Source organism: Microbulbifer sp., assembly GCF_036563125.1.
Lineage (GTDB): Bacteria > Pseudomonadota > Gammaproteobacteria > Pseudomonadales > Cellvibrionaceae > Microbulbifer.
In genome coordinates, this window is the sequence record NZ_DATCMV010000106.1 from 1 (window position 1) to 22,326 (window position 22,326).

Below are 22,326 nucleotides of genomic sequence, written 5' to 3' on the forward strand. Positions count from 1 at the left end.
TGGCTTACCGACTTACGGGGGTCGAAAGTATTTTTGACGCGAGCAAGGCGCAACAGGTTCTCGGCTACCAGCCGTCGGTCACCCTTGACGAAGCCATGCAGGAAATCCGGCAGGCTTACCCCCAATCCTGAAAACCGTTACTCAAACAGAGAGTGAAAGGAGAAATAACATGGTACTTCCAATGCCGATTCACCCGCAGGACTCCCTGCTGACCCTGGATACCAGCAAGCTGCCGCTGATCAAGAACGTATTGCCGGGTGTGCACGTCTATCCCTGCTTCCTGGATCCTGAAAATGGTGTGTGGGTTTTACGCGTACTGTTTGAAGCGGGCGTTACCCTGCCCAAACATTTCCATACCGGTGCTGTGCACCTGTACACCATGACCGGCAGCTGGCACTACGTGGAGTATCCGGATCAGCCACAGACCGCAGGCAGCTACCTGTATGAGCCGGGCGGTTCCATCCACCAGCTGCACGTGCCGGAGAGCAACACCGAAGTGACCGATACTTTCATGATGGTGACCGGATCAAATATCAACTTCGATGAAAACGACGAGTTCATGAACGTGATGGACGCCGGCTGGATTGAAATGATGATTCGTGAAGCGGCGAAAGCCCAGGGTATCGTTCCGCGCTACATCAAGCCGGCATCCGGAGCGGGCTATTCGGACGAGTAATGCCGTAGTCGTTAGAGGTATTTTTCCGTCCTTTGATTTGCGGCCTTCCCTCCTTAGGAGAAGGTCGCATTTTTCTATCTTCGATTGCGCACGCAATCAATCCAAAAAATAGTAAAACGAGAGTAATCGGATGCGACATATTTCTGGTGCCTGCCTATTGGCCCTTGGACTTGCAGGTTGTGGCGAGCAGGTGGCAAACGAAAAACAGCAAGCGGCAGCGGAGGCGGTTGTCGAGCAACCCGCCGCCAGTGGGCACAGCAATATTCCTTCCAGCACCAATGTGACTGTGGATACGTCGGATCTCGCCGAAAATGTTTATTTCGGAAATTTTCACGTTCACACCAGTTACTCCTTCGATGCCCTGACCAACGGTGCCAATACCACGCCGGCGGATGCCTACCGCTGGGCGAAAGGTGAGGCGATTCCCGCCGCGGCGGCTGCGGGTGTCATGCAGATCAAGCGTCCTCTGGATTTTTATGCGGTGTCCGATCACTCCGAATACCTCGGCGTGTTCAAGAAAATGCAGGACCCGGAAAACCCGGCCAGCAAACTGCCGATCGCCAAAGAAATTCTCTCCACGGACAAGAAAGTCGCGTTTGATGCCTACGCCCGCGTACTGGATACCATGACCCCGGGCATGGAGGATCCCGCGCTGGCGGATCCGGCGATCATGAAGCCGATCTGGCAGGAAGTGGTGCGCACCGCAGACGAATACTACGAGCCGGGCAAGTTCACCACCTTCCCCGCGTTCGAATGGACTTCCACCCCGGCGATGCGCAACCTGCACCGGGTGGTGGTGTTCGAGACGTCGGTTGGTGTTCCAGAGCTGCCGTTCAGTACCAATGAATCCGAAGATCCGCAGGACCTGTGGAAATACATGGATCGCGCCCGCGCCAATGGTGCGACGGTGCTGGCGATCACCCACAACGGCAACGCCAGCGACGGACTGATGTTCCCGACCGCGACTGCAGATGGCGAGCCGCTGTCGGCGGAATATATCGAGGCGCGTATCGCCAACGAGCCGCTGTATGAGGTGAGCCAAATCAAGGGCAGCTCCGAAACCCATCCGTCGCTGTCGCCCAACGACGAGTTTGCCGGCTTCGAATTGTGGGATTACCTGCTGGCCGCGAGTGTTGCCGCGGTACCGGAGCACAAGAAAGGCGGCTACGCGCGTCAGGCCTATCTGGATGGCCTGTCCATGGCGGTCGAGGGCCGGCCAAACCCGTACAAATTCGGACTGATCGGAGATTCCGATACCCACAATGCGGCGGCTTCGGTGGAGGAAGACAATCACACCGGCAAATTCGGTTTTGAAAATACACCGAAGAAGCGCCTCGATGGCCCGCTGCCTGGCGATGAGGTCAACAACCGCCGCGTGCGCGAATTCAGTTCCGGCGGTCTCGCCGCCGTGTGGGCACCGGAAAATACCCGCGAAGCGATCTATGCGGCGCTGATGCGTAAGGAGACCTACGCAACCTCTGGTACGCGTATGAAACTGCGCTTCTTCGGCGGCTGGAACTTCAATGAAAACTCTCCGAATAACAGTGACTGGGTTGCACAGGCTTACCGCGACGGGGTGCCCATGGGTGGTGACCTGCCGGCATCAGAAGGTGGCAAGAAACCGGTATTCCTGATCAGCGCGATGAAGGACAGCGCCGGCGCCAACCTGGATCGGATCCAGGTGGTAAAGGGCTGGGTCGAGAATGGTGAACAACATGAAGCGATTTTCGATGTCGCCCTGTCGGATGGCCGCAGTGTTGGTGACGATGGCAAGGTGCCGCCGGTAGGCAATACCGTGGACCCGGACACCGCCACCTATACCAACGACATCGGTGACAGCCAGCTGACGGCGGTGTGGCGGGATGACAGCTTCAAACCGGATCAATACGCCTTCTACTATGTGCGTGTGCTGGAAATTCCGACCCCGCGCTGGTCTACCTACGATGCCAAGGCGCTCGGGCGCAAACCCCGCGAGGACCTGCCGGTTTCCATCCAGGAGCGCGCCTGGAGTTCCCCCATCTGGTACACGCCGGAGTCAAAGTATTTCGCAGAAGTATCCGCTGGTGGTGAGTAAGTGGTGGCCATGAGTCTGAAAAAAGTCCCGCTGTTGCGGGACCCTTTGCTGCACTTTGCCCTGATCGGCGGCTTGCTGTTTGCCATCGACGGTCTGTTCAATGCGGGCGCTGCCGATCTGGAAGACATCGTGATTACCCCCAGCCGCGTCGCACACCTGGCATCGGTGTTCGAGCGCAGCTGGCAGCGACCGCCGAATGGCGAGGAAATGCAGAAGCTGGTGGACAACTTTGTGCGTGAGGAGGTGCTGTACCGCGAAGCACTGAAACTCGGCCTGGAGTCAGACGATACGGTGATCCGCCGGCGTTTGCGGCTGAAAATGGAATTTCTCGCTCGGGATCTGGTGGATTCGGTAGAACCCGCGCCGGAGGTACTGGCGCAGTTTTTCCATGACAACCGCGAACGCTACCGGGTCCCCGCTCGTGTCAGTTTCCGTCAGATCCTGTTCAGCGGTGATCACCGCACAGCGCCGGCAGAGGATGCGCGCGCACTACTCGCCACATTGGCACCGGCTGCGGTTACCGATGTAGAAGGCGATAGCCATCTTCTGCCTCGTCAATTTACCGACGCATCCGCGCAAGAGGTGGATAAGCAGTTGGGGGTAGGGTTTGCGGAACAATTGATGCAGCAGCCCCAGGGGCAGTGGGTTGGTCCGATCCGTTCAGAGTACGGTGAGCACCTGGTGATTATCGAGGCCTACACACCGGAAGCCACCGCCGAGCTTGCCAGCGTCAGGGCACTGGTAATGCGCGACTGGCAGGCACAGCAGCACAGCGACACGCTTGATCGCCAGTATCTGCTCCTGCGTGAGGGCTATCGGGTGCGCATGGAAAGTGAAGCAAGCGAACAGCTTCGCGGTGATTCCGCATCGGCAGCAGAGGTCGCCGCGCGATGACGAAAAATTTGGTTCGCGCGTTGACCCTACTCATGGTTGTCGCCGGGAGCGTTTTTGTCGGCAATGCGTCCGCACACGAATTGCGCCCCGCGTATTTACAGTTAACCGAGGAGCACGAGGGAGAATTCAAGCTAGTGTGGCGGGTACCGGCCCGCGGCCAGATGAAGCTGTCGCTTGATGTGCGGTTTGACGGGCAGGTCTCCCAGCTCGACAACGCTGTTGGCAGACTGGTCAATGGTATGTACACCGAAAGCTGGCGCATCGGCAGCCCAACCGGATTGTCCGGTACCACAGTTGTGGTTGACGGGCTGGAGCAGACCATGACCGATGTACTGATGCGTGTTGAATGGCTCGATGGCAGGGAATTGGTTGGGCGCCTGGTGCCGGAAAACCCCCGATATACATTTGTCGCAGATACGAGCGCGGATGGCTGGCTGAAAACGTATTTCGTGCTCGGCGTCGAGCATATCCTGCTCGGTATCGATCACCTGTTGTTTGTTCTGGTGTTGCTGTTGCTGGTAAGCGGCTGGCGTTCGTTGGCAGTGACTATCTCGGCATTTACCCTGGCGCACAGCGTTACCCTGGCGCTGTCGGTACTTGGTTGGATTTCCGTACCCCAGGCGCCGGTGGAAGCGGTGATTGCGCTGAGCATCGTGTTTGTGGCGAGCGAAATCCTGTTGAAGCGACGGGGAAAGTTGACGCTGGCAATCCGGCGACCCTGGCTGGTGGCTCTGGGATTCGGCTTGTTACATGGCCTCGGGTTTGCCGGTGCGCTGGCGGATATCGGTGTGCCGCAATCGGCCATTGCCGGATCGCTGCTGGCATTTAACCTGGGAGTGGAAGCCGGGCAGTTGCTGTTTATCGCTGTGGTAGCGGCGCTGGTGCTACTGGTGCGCAAGGTTCTGCAAAGCGGCAAGCAGGCGGAAGACAGAGTGGCGATAATCGGCGCAACCACGACCATGGTGGTGGTTTACGCAATTGGCGGCACCGCAAGCTGGTGGCTGATCGATCGCACCTTCGCGCTGGTTTCATGAGACGTCGCCGGTTTTTTTCCACGCGCTCGGTGATACGCCGGTCCAGCGTTTGAAGTTGCGGCTGAATATCGCCACATCGGCGTAGCCGAGGTTGAGCGCGAGGTCGGTAACGCTGAGCTGGCCGTGTTGCAGGTTGCGCTTGGCGATTTCCATACGTGTCTGCTGCAGTAGTTCGCGAAAGCTGATGCCGTCCTGCTGCAACCTTTTCTGCAATACCCGCGGGTGCAGGTTGAGTGCAGCGGCGACGCGCTCGATATTGCACTCACCGCTCGGCAGCAGGTTGCCAATGATATGGCATACCTGGGCCTGCAGGTTGCCGGGATAGATGGACTGCAGCAGCCGGATACGCTGCTGGAAATGTTCCCGCAGCAGTTGCTCGTCGTATTGCGGCTTTCGCGTGAGCCAGCTCAACGGAAAGCTGATACCGGCAAAGTTACTGCTGTAGAGAATGTGGTCTCTATAAGGTGCAGGGGTGTCGATATTTTTCGCCGGTGCCGTTTGTGACAGGTGCAGTTTCAGCGCGCTGCCGACATTGCCCACCATCTGCGCCACCAGGTTGAACGCCTGCCCGGCGCTCAGCTGCATCAATTGGGTAAGCCCGCTGCTGTTGGTGAAATCGAACGTCAGCTGCAGTTCCAGCGTGTCCCCGCGAGGTCTCTGTTGTACATGCACACCGTACGCGTGCAGGCTGATGTGGTGGTTGGAGTAGCTGAGGGCATCGGCCAGTGTCTGCTGTTGGCGAATGGACAGCGCGATCTCTCCGAGTGCCAGCACGCTCTGGTCTGCCGCCAGGTTCAGGCAGAAAAGCGGGTCGCCACAGGCGAGGGCGGTGGCATCGAGCAGGTCGGCGAGACGGTTGTAGGACACATAGGTGTTCGGGTCGCGCAGCTGGGCACTGCTGAAGCCAAACCGCTGCAACAGTGCGGTGGGGTTCTGGCCACACTGGCTGACCAATGATTCATAACCTTCGATGGCACCGCTGCGAATCAGGAACATGGAGGGCTCGACTTTTGTCTAGGTGGGCTGTTCGCAAATAGTCAAACCGTGTTCGTAAAAAGTCAAGTTGGGCTCGTGCCATCTTCCCTAGACTGGGCAAATTCCTTCGCGCCTGCGAACAGGTTCCGAAGGCAGGGGGAAACACAATAACAAATACCAACTCAACTACTGGAGAACGGCGATGAGTGAGACCAAGACCCCGATTCTGGAAATGCTGGCCGCAATGCAAACCGGCGGCGTTGTATCCCGCGATCACGCCCGCGAGGCGATTCTGATTCAGGAAGCGGACCTGCCCTGGGTGCCCCTTCCCGATGGTTCCCTGCTGCAGGTACTGCACGTAGACCTGAACCAGAACCTGTGGGTGATCAAAAACAAATTCAAACCCGGCTTTTGTGTCGACACCCACTACCACACCGGCCCGGTATTTGCCGTGACCACCGCGGGTGAATGGTTCTACAAAGAGTATCCGGACAAGGTGAACAAGAAAGGTTCCTACCTGTTCGAGCCAGCGCACTCCGTACACACCCTGACCGTCTCCGATGACGCCACTGAAGATGCGGAAGTCTGGTTTGCGGTCTTCGGCAGCAACGTCAATATCGACGATGACGGCAATGTCACCAGCGTGCTGGATGCGAAGATGGTCATGACCGTCTACCGCGCCCTGTGTGAAGCCGAAGGCAAGACCTGCGAAAACATGATCGTCGTTGGCGAATAAGCCGCTACGACCGCATAGCAGTGTTCTGAAGAGAGTCTTATGAGCCAATTGAACTCGGCGTTTGTAACCGGTGCTGGCGGCTTTATCGGCCGCCACCTGGTGCGCCAGCTGTTGACGGAAAAGGTACAGGTCGTCGCCCTGATGATGCCCGGAGAGCGGGTGCCCGAAGAGTGGGCGGCCTGGGGCGACCAGCTGCGCATGGTAACCGGTGATGTGCGTACCCTGACCAGCCTCGCCGACGAGATAGGTCCGGTGGATGCGATTTTCCACCTGGCCGCGGTGGTCGGTGACTGGGGTGCGCTGCAGTCCCATGTGGATATCACCGTACACGGCACCGAGCAGGCCATAGACCTCGCCCAGCGCTGGGGTTCTCACTTTGTGGTGACCACCAGTGTCTGTGCCTATGCCAGCGCGCTGGCCAAGGGCAAACTGGATGAGGAGAGCCCGGTGGGCAAGCCCTGTTCTCCCTACGAATTTTGTAAGCAGGAACAGGAGCGTGTGACGCTCGAAGCGGTTGCGCGTGGCCTCAAGGCGACCATCGTGCGCCCGGGTAATGTGTTCGGTGTTGGCAGTGGACCCTGGGTAAATACCATGCTGGAGTTGCTGCGTGCCGGTCAGCCCTGCCTGCTGGGCAAGGGGGATTGGGATGCCGGTCTGGTGCACGTGGAAAACCTGGTGGCACTGTTGATAGCGGCAGCGCGTTCAGACTGTCACAACGGCGACATTTTTATCGCAGCGGATGGTTATGATGTTACCTGGCAGCAATACCTGCAGCGCCTGGCGAGCCTGGCCGGTACCCCGGCACCCAAATCAGTACCCAATGTTCTCGCCCGCGGCCTGGCCCCGGTGCTGGAATTTTTCGGGCACCTGCTGCGCCAGCCGCAGCGCCCCATGATCACCCGGCAGTCCTACCGGCTGATGGGCGGCCCGAATGAATTCTCGAATGAAAAGGCCCGCCGCCTGCTGGGCTATATGCCGGTGGTCACGTTTGACCAGGCCATGGACGAGCTTCAGTCACATTTCAAAACGTCCGCCACGGCCGTGTCCGCATAAACAGAGTTGTAAAGAAGTTATGAGCAATTGGAAACACGGTGTGCCCAAGGTGGCGTTTGTATCTGGTGGTGGCAGTGGTATCGGCCTCAACCTGACCCGCGCCCTGCTGGCGGACGGCGCCTCGGTGGCGATCTTCGACCTGAAGGTGGAAGACGCGCTGCTGAATGAACTGAGCAGTTTGTGTAAAGGCAACACGCGGGTAGAGCGCTTCCTGGTGGATATTACCGATCCAAAGGCGGTCGAACTGGCGATGGATGAAGCGGCAGCGACCCTGGGCGCGCCGGAGTTTGCCATCAACTGTGCCGGTATTTTGCGCACCGCGTTGTTTACCGAAATGTCTTACGAGATGTTTGACCAGAGCATGCGGGTCAACCTGTACGGCAGCCGCAACTTTGCCGCCGGCGTACTGAAGCACATGCGCCCTGGTGGCCATCTGGCTCTGATTGCGTCACTGGCTGGCATGTGCGGCAGCTACACCCACGGTGCCTATGCCACCTCTAAATTCGGTGTAGTCGGCCTCGCGGAAGTGCTGCGGACCGAGCTGAAGCCAAAAGGCATCGACGTATCCGTGGTCTGCCCGGGTGAAATCCAGACGCCGATGCTGGTGGAAGAGCGCCGCGTGGGCAGTCGCGTGACCGAGATCGTGAACGAATTCGCCGGTGTATTGCCGGTAGAAGTGGCGGTTGAGGGTATTCTGGATGGTCTGCGCAAGCGCACCTTTATGATTACGCCGGGATTCAAGGCAAAGCTGACTCGTTACCTCGCCCGCAGCCATACCGGGCTGTTCCGCTGGATTGTTGACCAGAAAGTGGCGAAAGCGTTAAAAGAAGTTCGGTGACCGGTTTTCATCCTGGCGTATTGGACACTCGCCGGACTTGATGAACGGAGTGCCGCGGTAATAGGATGGCTCACAGCTGCGCTGTGCAGCCACCTTTTACTGTCCACACCTGACCGAAAAATAAAACAATAATTTTCGGAGCGCGTAAGCGCCTATGAGAGAGCAAAATATGAATGCACGCGAGTTGAGCCTGGAATCTGCAAACCTTGCCGACTATATCGGCCACTGCCTGCAGCGCTTCCATGACAAACCGGCCTATCACTGCCTTGGTCAGTCGCTGACCTTCGGCGAGATCGAGGAAAAATCCCGGCATCTCGCGCAGTGGCTGCAGCACGAATGCGGCCTCAAGTCCGGCGACCGCATTGCCATTCAGTTGCCGAATATTACCCAATATCCTATTGCTGCCTACGCCGCACTGCGTGCCGGTCTGGTGGTGGTCAACACCAACCCCCTGTACACCCCGCGGGAAATGCAGCACCAGTTTTCCGATTCTGGTGCCAAGGCGCTGGTGATCCTTGCCGACTTCGTTGGCAAGTATGAAGAAATCAAATCCGCCACCGGGATCGAACACGTTCTGGTGACCGGGCCTGCGGACCTGCTGGGCAAAGCGGTAACGGCGCCAGAGGGCTACCACAGCTTTGTTTCCGCCATCGAGCGCGGCGCCGCCTGTGCCGACCTGGTAGAGAGTACTGCTGTACGCTCGGATATCGCGGTGCTGCAGTACACCGGTGGCACTACCGGTGTCGCCAAGGGTGCGTGTCTGACCCACGACAACCTGCTGGCCAATACCCAGCAGATGCTGGAGCGTATTCTCCAGCGCGGCAACGAGGGCGAAGAAATTTTTATCTGCCCGCTGCCGCTGTATCACATCTATGCATTCACCGTGAACATGCTGACTTTCTTTGGCATGGGCAGCCTGAATGTGCTGATCCCCAATCCGCGCGATATCGACGGCTTTGTGAAAATGATCGCGCCGTTCCGCTTTACCGGCCTCGCCGGCCTCAACACCCTGTTTGTGGGCCTGTGCCGCCACCCGGAATTCAAGCAGCTGGATTTCAGCGCGTTGAAAATGACCTTCTCCGGTGGCACCGCGTTGACCAGCAGCGCGGCGGAACTCTGGCACCAGGTGACCGGCTGCCCGGTAACCGAGGGCTGGGGACTGTCTGAGACTTCACCGGTCATCTGTCTGAACGAGTTCGGCCGCGAGGAAATTGGCACCGTGGGTACTGTCCTCGAGAACACCGAGGTGCAGGTGTGGGACGAAGACGGCAACGCGCTGCCCCAGGGCGAGAGCGGTGAGCTGGTGGTCCGTGGGCCGCAGGTTATGCTCGGCTACTGGAATCGTCCCGAAGAAACCGACAAGGTCATGCGCAATGGGTTCTTCCGTACTGGCGATGTTGGCCTGATTCAGGACAACGGCAATATCCGCATTGTGGATCGCCTGAAAGACATGATTATTGTGTCCGGGTTCAACGTATACCCGAACGAGGTGGAAGACGTGTTATGCCGTCACCCTCAGGTAGTAGAGGCCGCGGTGGTGGGTGTTCCCAGCGAACAGACCGGCGAAGCCGTGCGCGCGCACCTGGTGGTCGATGGTGAAGTCGACGAGCATGACATCATCGAGTTCTGTCGTACCCAGCTGACCGCCTACAAGGTGCCGAAGCAGATCGTCATCCAGAAGGAATTGCCCAAGTCCACCGTGGGCAAAATCCTGCGCCGGGAGCTCAGGACAGAAACCGCCTGACACCTGTCGCACCATAAGAAACGCAGCTTCTCGCTGCGTTTTTTTATGCGCACCAACTAGTCTGTTACACATCAACCTGAAAAGATTTGATGCCGGAATGTCCCGATCATCGCGCAATCAATCCAGCAGCCTTCCGCCGGCGACAGATTCCCGGCTTGCAACCGCTGTGCACCGCGAGTCGCAACCGCAATGCGACCAAGATTCCGGGTTCTATCTGTTGCAGGATGGTCTCTCGGCCTTTGTCGCACGTGCGGCACTGATTCAGGAAGCCAGCGTTTCCCTGGACCTGCAGTATTACATCTTCGAAGACGACAGCGTCGGCCGTATTCTTGCCAGCCTGTTATTGCAGGCCGCGGACCGCGGCGTGCGCGTACGCCTGCTGGTGGATGACCTGGGTTCGCGGGTGGTCAATCCCTGGATAACGGTGCTGGACCAGCATCCCAAAATCTCCATTCGTGTATTCAATCCTGTGGCCGGCCGTTCCGGGATCAAGCGCGCGGTGGAGCAGGCGCTGAACTTCGGCCGCATCAACCACCGCATGCACAACAAGCTGTTCGTGGCCGACGGCCTGGTGATGATTACCGGTGGGCGCAATATCGCCGACGGCTATTTCTCCCGCGCCGATATCGAATTTCTCGATGTGGATGTAATGGCACTGGGGTGTGTTTTACTCGATGCGAAGCAGATTTTCGACGACTACTGGAACAACCCGGTGTCGGTTTCGGTGGCGGAGTTGCCGCTGGAGAAATTGAAAAATCAGAGCCCTGAAAACCAGCATCTGGATGATCTGCGCCGTGAAGTGAAGGCTTTCCTGGAGGAAGAGGCCAAATCCGAGTTTATCGACGCACTGCGCGAATCGAAAATGGCCGGAGAAATCCTTGCCGGCAAAATTCCTTTCCAGTGGGGGCCGGGCACCTTGTTTGCAGACCCTCCCGACAAGGCTCTGCATCGCGACAGTGTCCCGGTTGAAGAATTTCCCGGCTACAAACTGGAGAAAGTAATTCGCAACAGTAAGTCCAATGTGCGTATCAGCGCGGCCTACTTTATTCCGGGTAAGCTGGGCACGGAGCTGTTTACCGGCCTGCAGGGGCGGGGGGTGAATGTGGATATTCTCACCAACTCCCTTGCCAGTAACGACGTCGCCATCGTGCACGGCGCCTACGCGCGTTACCGCAAGCCGCTGATCAGGGAAGGTGTGGACCTGTGGGAGTTGCGCAAGGTTTCTGGGGAAAAGAAACGCAAGCGCTGGTTTCAGGGGAAATCCCAGGCGACGTTGCACGCCAAGACGTTTGTGATTGACGACGATCTCGGTTTTGTCGGCTCCATCAATCTCGACAGCCGCTCGATATTGCAAAACACCGAAATCGGCCTGCTGATGGAGAATGAAGCGATCAATCGGGAACTGAGCGAACTCTTCGACGACTGGGTGACGGGCGAATTCGCGTGGCACCTGTCGCTTAGCGAGCGCGGTAAACTCCGCTGGCGCGCACGGGATGAGGATGGCAAGACCCTGCAGGAAACCACGGATCCTGAAACCACACGCTGGCAGCGCTGGCTCTCCTGGGTGTTGTCCTGGCTCCCCATCGAATCGCAGATCTAAAATTCACGGTGATCATTTTTTTACGGTCACAAATAAAAAGCCCTCCATTGATGAGGGCTTTTTATTTACCAGCGGCAATGCCTCAGGCATCAAAACTCAAACTGTACCGAGCCGCCGAGGAAGTGCAGGACACTGTCTTCGTAGGTGCCTTCCAGTCTGGGGCTGAAGGGTGGGCGGCCCTGCTGATCGATGCCGATATCGCCGAGGGATCCGTAGTTGTAGCCCACATCCATGGTGAGTCCGGGGCAGAGTTCCGTGCCGGCACCGAGGCCCAGGGTCCAGCTTTTATTGGTGACCGTATCCGCGGTCAGGTCGGATTCATTGGTCATCCCGCTTTCCAGCGCCACACCGGTGGACAGGTACCAGCCCCCCAGCATGCCCTGGCTGAATTCGTGGCGAATACCGACGGCAAAGGCGCCGGTATCCTGATAGCCGCGATCCACCTTGATTGAGGTTTGGGCCGGGTTCTCCAGCGCCAGCGTCACGCCGGCATAGTCCGACCAGTCCTGCCAGGCGAGATTGATATACAGGGTGGTGGAATCCGTCAGCGCCTGCTGCAGGCTGGCAGTGACGGTTGCGGGGACATTGATTTCTATTTGTGTGCGCTGGCCGTTTAGGCGCTCAGCGGCCGGTTCCAAAAGCGGGCCGAAATTGCGGAGCTTCAGCAGGTCGGTGAATTCGAGTTCCACCTTCGAGGTATAGGTGATGCCGAAGGTCGTGCTGGGTACTGGCCGGTAGATAATACCGAGGTTGCCGCCGTATCCGGCTTCGAGGTCCTTGAAACGCAGGTACGCATCCTCGTCAATCAGCCCGGCGCGCGGCGCGGATTGGAAACTGAAGTAGGCGGCCATCGCATTCAGTCCAACGCCCAGGGACAGGCAGTCGTTGACCTGCCAGCTGAGCGACGGGATCAGGCTCATGCCGATAAGATCGACATTCTGCACGAAGCGGCGCCCCTGCCAGTCGTCGTGGTAGTCGAGGCCGAGGCCGAAGTTACCGGCCATGGCGATGCCCCAGCCGATATCATCGGTGATTTTCCCCGCGGCAAAGCCACCGGCGCCGGGAAACCAGCCGACCGGGTTGCCGCCGTCATTCCCCGGAACATTGCTCAGTCCGTCATCGGTAAATTCGATGTCGCCATAAAGTAACTGCGCGGCGGCGCGCACCTCTGTCTTGTCACGCCAAACGGTACCGGCGGGGTTGGTAAAAGCGGTGGCGGCATCTTCCGGCATCGCCGCCCAGCCGGCACTGGCGGTACCGAGGGTGGGGGTGCCTATCTGCCACAGCATGATGCCGCCGGCCTGCGCTGCAGGTGTTGCGAGCGCGGCAATACACAGCGGCAGGATTTTTTGCACGGTGGTTAGGGGGCGGGTTCGTTGGTGCAGCATGACCAGTTACCTCTGGAGGCGACAATCGCGGAAAATTCAATGCGAACACAATCGTCCAGTCATTTTTTGGCTTTCGGGAACAGCATCACCCAGTTGAGCCGGAAGCCCCAGTCCTGGCTGCCACCGTCGGGGCTTTCCGCGTAATAGCGCGGGCCGGCCTGGATCTGGTAGGTCTGTTTACCCACCGTGAATACCTTCGCCACCATGAAATGAATGGGGACATTCCACTGCTCGGTTTCCCAGTCGTAGGTGGATTCGGTTTGCAGGGTGTAAGTCCAGGAGGTGGGCGTGTTGTAGGCGAGAAATGGCTGGATGAAGGTGCTGTTCACGTCGGCGCGATTATCGCTGCCGGCAAAAGACCATACATGGTTGGCGAGGGTGCCGATGGTCCAGGGGCCAGCCTGTTTCAGTACCACCCCGGTAGGGCCGGCGCCCCATTTTTCCGTGCCCAGCAAAGGTTCGGTGCCGGTAGGCACCAAAAATACCGGGCCAGCGCCCCAAATCAGCCCGCCCGCGGTGGGCTTCTTGGGGGAAAAAAACAAGCTTTGGGTTGTATCGCCGAGGCCGGTCTGTTCGCCGCTGCCGGGAAAAATATCTTTCTGGTTCATCACCGGAAGTATGGTGCGGCTGATGAGATTCCAGTTTTCGCTGATGGAGATGGGAATGACCGGCTGGATATTCAGCGTATATTTGCGCCCACCTTCCACCGGGCCAACACGGTTGTCCCAGTTGTGCTGGAAGGGCACGCTGATGAGATCGGAGACGGGGTTGCTGAGCTGTTTGGCGAGATCGGAATCTGCCTTTGCACTGACGCTCGTAAGTACAAGGGTCAGGGCAAAAAACGCGGCGAAATTTCGGTACATCTTTTTCACCAGATAGGGTAAGTCGTGAAACGGCTTTCCTCAGTCTAGCGGTATCTGGTGGCGATTGTTCCTCTGCGTCGCGCAGGTCAACATCAGCGTCGCAGTGCTCAACACGGGAATGTCGAGGAGCGCTGGAACAGAACACTCGGGTGGCGGATGTAAACGCCGCCCGAGTGATTGGGCGAAAATTTACTTGGCGGCCATTGCCAGGGCCACGGTACCGGGCCCAAGGTTGATTCCTCCGGAAAGGCTCATGACCGAGCGATAAATTTTTACGTTGTGTTCGGCGGCAATTTTTTCCAACGCATTGAAGCCAGGAGCCTGATCCAGGTCTTTCAGCGTGCCGGCAATACTCACCACTATCGCAGGCATCAATAAGGCCTTGTCGACAATTTTCTCTTGCGCCAATTGGAACAGGCGCTCGCTGCAAGCGTCGTAGGTTTTTACCGTATCCGCTACCGCGGAGCCCTGGTATGTCATGGAAATAATGGGGTGCAGGTCCAGCGACTTCGCCATAAAGGCCTTCAGCCAGCTCACGCTCTTTTCATTCTTCTGGCGGCCGCGCTCGCGCAGGTAGTACACGTCCTTGATGGCCGCGTAGCCGACAATCTTGCGCCCGAACTCTTCCGCGCGGGATTTGATCTGCGCACCGGTGAGCCCTTTCTGGATCAGCGATAAGGTATACAGTGCCAGTAACCCCTGACCGGAGAACAGCGTGTGGGAGTCTACGGTGTGGATCTCTACGGACTCGCTCGCCAGTTTACGGGCGACGTTTTGCGCGTTGGCGTAGGTGGGGCTGTTGGCAGCGTTGATGGTCTGCACGACGATGTCGGTCTGCCCCTGTTGTACCAGCTTGGCAATGACCTGCTCGATCTCGGGTTCTCCAGCCGGGCCGGAGTTGACCTCGCGGGAGCGGTCCACCAGCGACAGCGAATAGAAGTGGTTCATCTGCGCGGGATTGCGCTGATCACCAAACATCTCATTGCCGAAGCTGACACTGTGGGGCAGAACCGGAATTTTGAACTTACGCAGGAATTCATCGGGCAGGTCGCAGCCGGAATCGACGACTAACTGAACCATATGGGCACCTCTTATTGTTGGTTCAATGTCGGAGAGGGGCGCCAAATTTAGCATTTCGTCACATTTTGTGACAGTTGCAACGGAGTGTTTTGCCGGAGCAATTGTGACTGCCAAGTTTCAATGTAGCGGTGATCAAGCAGCGAGGCGCCGGATCGCCAATCAACTTGGTGAAAGAGGTGCTTACATGCAAAGGGGGCGCCTATCCGCAGGCGTCAAGGTGGGCTTCGAAAGTGGAGAAGGAGGGCGTCGCGCCCTCCTCGAAGTGAAAGCTATCGAGCTCGCGCAGGTCAGCCGCGCATCTGCTCCAGTTCCAAGCCCTTGGTCTCGTGCACCATATAAAGCACGAAGGCTACGGAGAGCAGTGCAAACAGGGTATAGATTCCATAGGCGCCGGCGAGGCCAATACCGGTCAGCATAATCGGGAACGTCATGGTGATGCCGAAGTTGGCCACCCACTGCGCCAGGCCGGATACCGCGAGGCCGGAGCCGCGGATCTGGTTGGGGAACATTTCACCCAGCATGGTCCACATGGCCGGGCCCCAGGAGCCGTTGAAGAAGAACACATAAGTATTGGCGGCGATCAGCGCCAGCAGGCCCATGCCCTGAGACAGCTGCAGCTGGCCGTTTGCATCCAGGCTCGAATTGGCGAACGCAAAGGCCACCAGGCCGAGGGTGATCGCCATGCCAATGGAGCCAACCAGCAGAATCGGCTTGCGGCCGATCTTGTCGATCAGTGTCATGGTGATCACGCAGGCGGCAATACTCACGCCACCGGAAATGATATTGATCATCAGCGCATCGGATTCGGAGAACCCTACCGCCTGCCACAACACCGCGCCGTAATAGAACACCACGTTGATGCCCACCAGCTGTTGGAACACGGCGAGGCCGATGCCCACCCACACAATCTTGCGTACCTTGCCTGCGCGCTGGCCGGCACTTTCCAGCAGGTCTGCCATGCGCGGGCGGTGATCGCCGGCCACGGATTCGCGGATGCTTTCCAGCTTCTGTGCCACGGCGGCTTCGCCGTAGAGTTTTCGGAGCACTGCCGTGGCTTTGGAGGTCTGCTTGGACAGCACCAGATAGCGGGGACTCTCGGGAATCAGCAGCAGGGCGAAGAAGAACAGTGCCGCCGGTGCAATTTCGATCCAGAACATCCAGCGCCAGGCGTTGTAGCCCATCCACCACTCATTGACGGCGGAGCCAGCGGTGTTCGCCAGCCAGTAGTTGCTGACAAATGCGGCAAAAAGGCCGGAAATGATCGCGATCTGGTTGATGGTGATCAGGCGCCCGCGAATTGCTGCGGGGGCAATCTCACTGATATACGCCGGTGACATGACACTCGCGGCACCCACCGCAAGACCGCCCAGAATGCGGTAGAACACAAATTCGGTGGAATTGCCGGCGATACCCGAGCCCCAGGCACTGACCACGAAAAATACCGCGGAGATCAACAGCAGGGTCTTGCGGCCCCACAGGTCCGCCAGGCGACCGGCGAAGAAGGCGCCCACGGCACAGCCGAGCAGCATCGAAGCCACATTGAAACCGGTACCGGCGGTGTTGGAATTGAACGCCTGCTGCAACCCGCTGACGGTGCCGTTGATCACACCGCTGTCGAAGCCGAACAGGAAGCCGCCGATGGTCGCGACAACGCAGATCAGGACAATAAAGGGGAGTGGTGGCGCATCTTGACGGCCCAGGGCTGCGCCTTTGACACCGTCGATGGAGTTCTCAATCGCTTGCATGAGTGACTTCCTGCATTTTTATTGTGGGCGGGCAGGTTGTGGGCACCCACCCGGTCTTTTGTTTGTTGTACAGATTCTTTGCACGGACTTCCCATATTCGGGGAGTCTCTATGGTGACGTCCCAACCGGATAAAAGCGTCCTACTTTGGGAAAAAACCTAAAGTTGGACGCTGCTTTTACCGTCATTCCGTCCCAGTTTGTGTGGGAGTCCCCATTTATGTGGGACACAAAGGCTGAGATTGCCCGCTCCAGTGGTTAACCGGTGCCGGGTATAATGGTGCTCTTATTTGCCTGGAAAGCCTGGACCCCTCAATGCCAGAAAGTCCTACTTCAAAACTTGCCCGCCTGTTGTGGGACGCGCTGCAGCGCCATCCTGCTCAGGGGCGTTTGTGGCTGGGGTATTCCGGCGGGCTGGATTCCACCGTGCTGTTGCACCTGCTGGCGCGCGAGCAGGTTCCATTTACTGCCCTGCACGTGCATCACGGCCTGAGCGCCCGGGCCGACGATTGGCAGTCTCACTGTGCGGTGACTGCGCGGGAGTTAGGGGTGCCATTTGTCGATTGCCGGGTACAGGTCGACCGCACTGGTGGCGGACTGGAGCAGGGAGCTCGAAAGGCCAGGTACCGGGCGTTCGCCGAGCGTATGGCGCCGGGCGACCAGATCCTGCTGGCACATCACGGCAATGATCAGGTAGAGACTTTTTTACTGCGGCTGTTGCGGGGGGCGGGTGTGCTTGGTCTCGCTGCCATGGAGGAGCAACGTTACCTGGGTGATCCGGCCCAGGGGCAGACAATACTGCGCCCCTTGCTGAGGGCAAGTCGCGCGGAACTTGAAGGCTACGCCCGGGAGCATCAATTGAGCTGGGTGGAAGACGAAAGTAATGCCCACCTGGCGCTGGACCGCAACTATCTCCGTCACCGGGTGATTCCGGCATTGGCTGAGCGCTGGCCAGTGGGGGAACGTGTGGCGCAGGCGGCTGAACACCTGCGGGATGCGGCCGGGTTACTGGATGAGATGGCAGGGGAGGACCTCGAACGCTGTGACTACAGGCGGGAGCCCTTTGGCTACAGCATCGACCTGGCGATGTTCCTCGGGCTGTCCGTGGCGCGGGGCAAAAACCTGCTGCGGGGCTGGCTGGCGCGGCTCGGCGCGTCGATGCCAGAAACGGTGCATCTGCGGCAGGCCATGCAGCAGGCCCGAGCTGCGGACGATGCAGTGCCAGAAGTCCAACTCGGTAGGCAGGTGTTGCGTCGCTATCGTGATCGCCTTTATCTCACACCACAATTGCAGCCTCTGGACCCCGGTGAAGAGGGTAAAAGGCTGTGGGATGGTGTGTGTACTTTGCATCTGACCGGTGGCTGGACTTTGAGTCCCGGGGAAAACTGGCCTGCTGGCGACTATACGGTTCGCTTCCGCTCGGGTGGCGAGCGGGCGAAACCGCGGGAGCGCCATCACTCCCAGACCCTGAAAAAGCTGCTGCAGGAGTACGGACTTGCGCCCTGGCTCCGGGATCGGGTGCCACTCATTTTCCGGGACGGGATTCTGGTCGCGGTTGGCGACTTATTCGTCACGACGGAGGGACCTTCAGCACCGCCCAGATGGCGGTTTTCCGATTGAGTGGATACGGGCTTTCTGGTAGTCTGGCGTCCCATCTCAATGGCATCAGGTTGCGCGACACCGCGCCTCCCGGGCCAGCCCCGCACGCCCGAATCCGTCGGGCATTCAACTGACCAAGGTTTTGCATGACGCGCTACATTTTTGTCACTGGCGGCGTGGTTTCCTCATTGGGGAAAGGTATCGCCTCCGCCTCTCTGGCCGCTATTCTCGAAGCCCGCGGCCTCAAGGTCACGATTCTCAAGCTCGACCCCTACATCAACGTAGACCCGGGCACCATGAGCCCCTTCCAGCACGGCGAGGTCTATGTGACCGAAGATGGCGCCGAGACCGATCTGGATCTGGGCCACTATGAGCGCTTCATCCGCACGCGCATGTCCAAGCGCAACAACTTCACCACCGGCCGGGTGTACGAAACCGTGCTGCGCAAAGAGCGCCGCGGCGACTACCTGGGCGGTACCGTGCAGGTGATCCCGCATATCACCGACGAAATCAAGCGCCGCGTCATTGAAGGCGGTCGCGATATGGACGTGGCCATCGTCGAGATTGGCGGTACCGTGGGCGACATCGAGTCCCAGCCGTTCCTGGAAGCCGTGCGCCAGCTGCGCGTGGAAATGGGCAGTAACCGCACCCTGCTGATGCACCTGAGCTATGTGCCCTATATTGCCACCGCCGGTGAAACCAAAACCAAGCCGACCCAGCACTCCGTAAAAGAGCTGCGCTCCATCGGCCTGCAGCCGGACATTCTGCTGTGCCGCTCCGAGCGCGCCATCGACGACGATTCCCGCCGCAAGATCGCGCTGTTCACCAACGTGGAAGAGCGCGCGGTGGTGCCGCTGCCGGATGCGAAGACCATCTACAGCGTACCGCGCATGCTGCACGAGTATGGTCTCGACGACATTGTGGTGGAAAAACTGCAGCTGGAATGCCCGGCACCGGACCTGTCTGAGTGGGACGCGGTGGTCGACGGCAAGCTGAACCCGCAGCACGAGATCAAGATTGCCATGGTCGGCAAGTACATGGAGCTGCTGGATGCGTACAAATCCCTGATCGAATCCCTGGTGCACGCGGGTATCAAGAACCGCACCCGTGTGAACATTGATTTCATCAATGCCGAAGACGTGGAAGGCGAAAATGGTCTCGACCTGATCAAGGGTGCCGATGCCATTCTGGTTCCCGGTGGCTTTGGCGAGCGCGGTCTGGAAGGCAAACTGGAATCCGTACGCTACGCCCGCGAGAACAACGTTCCGTTCCTCGGTATCTGCCTCGGCCTGCAGTCCGTGGTGATCGAGTACGCGCGCAATGTACTGGGCCTGGAAGGCGCCAACAGTACCGAGTTCAACGTCAAAACCCCGCATCCGGTGATCGGCCTGATTACCGAGTGGATTGACAGTGAAGGCAACGTCGAAACTCGCGATGAGAAGTCTGACCTCGGCGGTACCATGCGTCTCGGCGGCCAGGAATGTCGTCTGGAGAAAGATTCCAAGGCGCGTGAAATTTATGGCAAAGATGTGATTGTTGAACGCCACCGTCACCGCTACGAGGTGAACAACAATTACGTGGATCGCCTGCAGCAGGCCGGTCTCAAGATTGGCGGCTGGTCCGCGGACGACACCCTGGTGGAAATGGTTGAGTTGCCGGAGCACGAGTGGTTCGTGGCGTGTCAGTTCCACCCGGAATTCACTTCCACTCCCCGCGATGGTCACCCGCTGTTCGAGAGCTTTGTGGCTGCGGCACTCAAGCACCGTCAGGCCAAGTAAGTTCTGTCAGGTCACGTTGAATCAGTCCGTAACAACAATTTGAATACCCGCGCCTTCCTATTTCGGGGGCGCGATAAGGATGTTGAGAGCGATGAAAACCATTCAGGTAGGCAGCCTGCAGGTTGCCAACGACAGGCCGTTCACCCTGTTCGGCGGTATGAATGTGCTGGAATCCCGCGATATGGCCATGAAGGTCGCGGAGCATTACGTCAAGGTAACCGACAAGCTCGGCATTCCCTACGTATTCAAGGCGTCCTTCGACAAGGCCAACCGTTCTTCCATTCACAGCTATCGCGGCCCGGGTATGGAAGAGGGGCTGAAGATTTTTGAAGAAATCAAAAAGACCTTCGGTGTTCCGCTGATTACCGACGTGCATGAACCGCATCAGGCAGCACCCGTTGCCGAAGTGGTGGATGTAATCCAGCTGCCGGCATTTCTCGCTCGCCAGACCGACCTGGTCGCCGCCATGGCGGCCACCGGTGCGGTGATCAACGTGAAAAAGCCCCAGTTCATGAGCCCGCCACAGATGAAAAACGTGGTGGAGAAATTTGCCGAGGGCGGCAACGAAAACATCATCCTTTGCGAGCGCGGCGCCTGCTTCGGTTATGACAATCTGGTGGTGGATATGCTCGGCTTCCGCACCATGATCGATGCCACCAACGGCGCCCCACTGATTTTTGATGTAACCCATTCACTACAGATGCGCGATCCGGGTGGCGCCGCCTCCGGAGGCCGTCGCAGCCAGGTTACTGAACTCGGCCGCGCAGGCCTCGCCATCGGCATCGCCGGTCTGTTCCTGGAGTCACACCCGAATCCGAACAAGGCCCTGTGCGATGGTCCCAGTGCATTGCCATTGGAAAAGCTCGAGCCCTTCCTGGCGCAGATGAAAGCCGTGGATGATCTGGTAAAAGGATTCGAGTTCCTGGATACCAAATAATTAAAAAAGCGTGGCGCGGGAAATGTGCCACCACATCCAAACCTCACAGACACATTTTTCCGACTAACTATTTCTCGAAGGACAAGGAGCCCGTTGTAAACATGAGCAAGATTGTTGCTGTAAAAGCTTTTGAAGTATTGGATAGCCGCGGTAACCCCACCGTTAACGCCGATGTGATTCTCGAGTGCGGCGCGGTAGGTTCTGCCTGTGCACCGTCTGGCGCATCCACCGGCTCTCGCGAAGCCCTCGAGCTGCGCGATGGCGACAAGAGCCGTTACCTGGGCAAAGGCGTACTGAAGGCCGTGGCGAACATCAACGGTGAAATCGCCAACCTTCTGGTAGGTATGGACGCAACCGATCAGCGCGCCCTCGACAAAGCGATGATCGACGCCGACGGCACCGAGAACAAATCCAAGCTGGGCGCCAACGCCATCCTGGCCGTTTCCCTCGCTGCTGCCAAAGCCGCGGCCATCTCCAAAGGCGTTCCCCTGTACCAGCACATTGCCGACATCAACGGCACCCCCGGCCAGTACACCCTGCCGGTACCGATGATGAACATCATCAACGGTGGTGAGCATGCCGACAACAACGTCGACATCCAGGAATTCATGATCCAGCCGGTCAAAGCGAAAACCTTCGCCGAAGCCCTGCGTCAGGGTGCAGAAATTTTCCACTCCCTGAAAAAAGTACTGTCTGCTCAGGGCCTGAACACCGCCGTTGGTGACGAAGGTGGCTTCGCGCCGAACCTGCCGTCCAACGAAAGTGCCCTGAAAGTGATTGCCGAAGCCGTTGAGGCCGCTGGCTACAAACTGGGCGACGACATTACCCTGGCCCTGGACTGCGCATCTTCCGAATTCTACAAGGGTGGTAAGTACGTACTCGCCGGCGAAGGCAAGGAATTCGATAGCGAAGGCTTCGCTTCTTACCTGGCCGAGCTGTCTGAAACTTACCCGATCATCTCCATCGAAGACGGCATGGACGAGAGCGACTGGGACGGCTGGAAAATCCTGACCGACAAAATCGGCAGCAAGGTACAGCTGGTGGGCGACGACCTGTTCGTAACCAACACCAAGATCCTGAAAGACGGCATCGAGAAGGGCGTTGGCAACTCCATCCTGATCAAGTTCAACCAGATCGGCTCCCTGAGCGAGACCCTGGACGCGATCAAAATGGCCAAAGACGCCGGTTACACCGCGGTGATCTCCCACCGTTCCGGCGAGACTGAAGACACCACCATCGCCGACCTGGCGGTCGCCACTTCTGCCGGCCAGATCAAAACCGGCTCCCTGTGCCGCTCCGACCGCGTAGCCAAGTA

At 58.5% G+C, this 22,326-nt stretch carries 18 protein-coding genes; 13 read left to right on the forward strand and 5 right to left on the reverse strand.

Annotated features, from left to right (window positions below; translation table 11 throughout):
• The first annotated feature begins 169 nt into the window (after positions 1–169).
• The 4 genes from VIL80_RS08465 to VIL80_RS08480 all read left to right on the forward strand — a co-directional run bounded on the left by VIL80_RS08465 (position 170) and on the right by VIL80_RS08480 (position 4,678).
• On the forward strand, positions 170–676 hold the full coding sequence (locus tag VIL80_RS08465; RefSeq protein ID WP_332035678.1) for a 2,4'-dihydroxyacetophenone dioxygenase family protein: 507 nt from the start codon (positions 170–172) through the stop codon (positions 674–676).
• A 130-nt stretch (positions 677–806) separates the two neighbouring features.
• Positions 807–2,750, forward strand: coding sequence for a DUF3604 domain-containing protein (locus VIL80_RS08470; protein ID WP_332035679.1), 1,944 nt, complete (start codon positions 807–809; stop codon positions 2,748–2,750).
• Between the two features lie 9 nt (positions 2,751–2,759).
• Positions 2,760–3,644, forward strand: a complete 885-nt coding sequence (locus VIL80_RS08475; RefSeq protein WP_332035680.1) for a peptidylprolyl isomerase — start codon at positions 2,760–2,762, stop codon at positions 3,642–3,644.
• Positions 3,641–4,678 carry a HupE/UreJ family protein gene (locus VIL80_RS08480; protein WP_332035681.1) on the forward strand — a complete coding sequence of 346 codons (1,038 nt, stop codon included), beginning with the start codon at positions 3,641–3,643 and terminating at the stop codon, positions 4,676–4,678. Before VIL80_RS08475 ends, VIL80_RS08480 begins: the two co-directional genes overlap by 4 nt.
• Here the strand turns inward: VIL80_RS08480 and VIL80_RS08485 are convergent.
• Positions 4,673–5,674: a helix-turn-helix transcriptional regulator gene (locus VIL80_RS08485; protein ID WP_332035682.1), complete on the reverse strand. Its 1,002-nt coding sequence runs from the start codon at positions 5,672–5,674 to the stop codon at positions 4,673–4,675. The genes VIL80_RS08480 and VIL80_RS08485 overlap by 6 nt on opposite strands.
• Positions 5,675–5,855: 181 nt before the next feature.
• Here VIL80_RS08485 and VIL80_RS08490 point away from each other — a divergent pair, with 181 nt between their 5' ends.
• The 5 genes from VIL80_RS08490 (at position 5,856) to VIL80_RS08510 (ending at position 11,624) form a co-directional block, all read left to right on the forward strand.
• A complete protein-coding gene (locus VIL80_RS08490; protein WP_332035683.1) occupies positions 5,856–6,389 on the forward strand; it encodes a 2,4'-dihydroxyacetophenone dioxygenase family protein in 534 nt (177 codons plus the stop codon).
• A 39-nt stretch (positions 6,390–6,428) separates the two neighbouring features.
• Positions 6,429–7,442, forward strand: a complete 1,014-nt coding sequence (locus VIL80_RS08495) for an NAD-dependent epimerase/dehydratase family protein (protein ID WP_332035684.1) — start codon at positions 6,429–6,431, stop codon at positions 7,440–7,442.
• Between the two features lie 19 nt (positions 7,443–7,461).
• The gene (locus tag VIL80_RS08500) at positions 7,462–8,280 is read left to right on the forward strand and encodes an SDR family NAD(P)-dependent oxidoreductase (RefSeq protein ID WP_332035685.1); all 819 of its coding nucleotides are present in this window, start codon (positions 7,462–7,464) and stop codon (positions 8,278–8,280) included.
• A gap of 169 nt (positions 8,281–8,449) precedes the next feature.
• Positions 8,450–10,024 carry an AMP-binding protein gene (locus VIL80_RS08505; protein ID WP_332035686.1) on the forward strand — a complete coding sequence of 525 codons (1,575 nt, stop codon included), beginning with the start codon at positions 8,450–8,452 and terminating at the stop codon, positions 10,022–10,024.
• Between the two features lie 97 nt (positions 10,025–10,121).
• The gene (locus VIL80_RS08510) at positions 10,122–11,624 is read left to right on the forward strand and encodes a phospholipase D family protein (RefSeq protein ID WP_332035687.1); all 1,503 of its coding nucleotides are present in this window, start codon (positions 10,122–10,124) and stop codon (positions 11,622–11,624) included.
• A gap of 89 nt (positions 11,625–11,713) precedes the next feature.
• Here the strand turns inward: VIL80_RS08510 and VIL80_RS08515 are convergent, their stop codons facing one another.
• The 4 genes from VIL80_RS08515 to VIL80_RS08530 all read right to left on the reverse strand — a co-directional run bounded on the left by VIL80_RS08515 (position 11,714) and on the right by VIL80_RS08530 (position 16,700).
• Positions 11,714–13,012 carry an OmpP1/FadL family transporter gene (locus VIL80_RS08515; protein ID WP_332035688.1) on the reverse strand — a complete coding sequence of 433 codons (1,299 nt, stop codon included), beginning with the start codon at positions 13,010–13,012 and terminating at the stop codon, positions 11,714–11,716.
• Between the two features lie 59 nt (positions 13,013–13,071).
• Complete coding sequence (locus tag VIL80_RS08520) at positions 13,072–13,875, reverse strand: transporter (RefSeq protein ID WP_332035689.1); 804 nt, start codon at positions 13,873–13,875, stop codon at positions 13,072–13,074.
• 189 nt (positions 13,876–14,064) lie between these two features.
• The gene (locus tag VIL80_RS08525) at positions 14,065–14,955 is read right to left on the reverse strand and encodes a DegV family protein (protein WP_332035690.1); all 891 of its coding nucleotides are present in this window, start codon (positions 14,953–14,955) and stop codon (positions 14,065–14,067) included.
• Between the two features lie 287 nt (positions 14,956–15,242).
• A complete protein-coding gene (locus tag VIL80_RS08530; RefSeq protein ID WP_332035691.1) occupies positions 15,243–16,700 on the reverse strand; it encodes a sugar porter family MFS transporter in 1,458 nt (485 codons plus the stop codon).
• A gap of 312 nt (positions 16,701–17,012) precedes the next feature.
• Here VIL80_RS08530 and tilS point away from each other — a divergent pair, with 312 nt between their 5' ends.
• From tilS to eno, 4 genes are all read left to right on the forward strand, one after another.
• On the forward strand, positions 17,013–18,317 hold the full coding sequence (gene tilS, locus VIL80_RS08535; protein ID WP_332035692.1) for a tRNA lysidine(34) synthetase TilS: 1,305 nt from the start codon (positions 17,013–17,015) through the stop codon (positions 18,315–18,317).
• Positions 18,318–18,442: 125 nt separating this feature from the next.
• Positions 18,443–20,074 (forward strand): CTP synthase, encoded by a 1,632-nt coding sequence (gene pyrG, locus VIL80_RS08540; RefSeq protein ID WP_332035693.1) that lies wholly within the window; start codon positions 18,443–18,445, stop codon positions 20,072–20,074.
• Between the two features lie 91 nt (positions 20,075–20,165).
• Complete coding sequence (gene kdsA / locus VIL80_RS08545; RefSeq protein WP_332035694.1) at positions 20,166–21,011, forward strand: 3-deoxy-8-phosphooctulonate synthase; 846 nt, start codon at positions 20,166–20,168, stop codon at positions 21,009–21,011.
• A gap of 101 nt (positions 21,012–21,112) precedes the next feature.
• A partial coding sequence (gene eno / locus VIL80_RS08550; protein WP_332035695.1) for a phosphopyruvate hydratase occupies positions 21,113–22,326 on the forward strand: 1,214 nt, incomplete at its 3' end.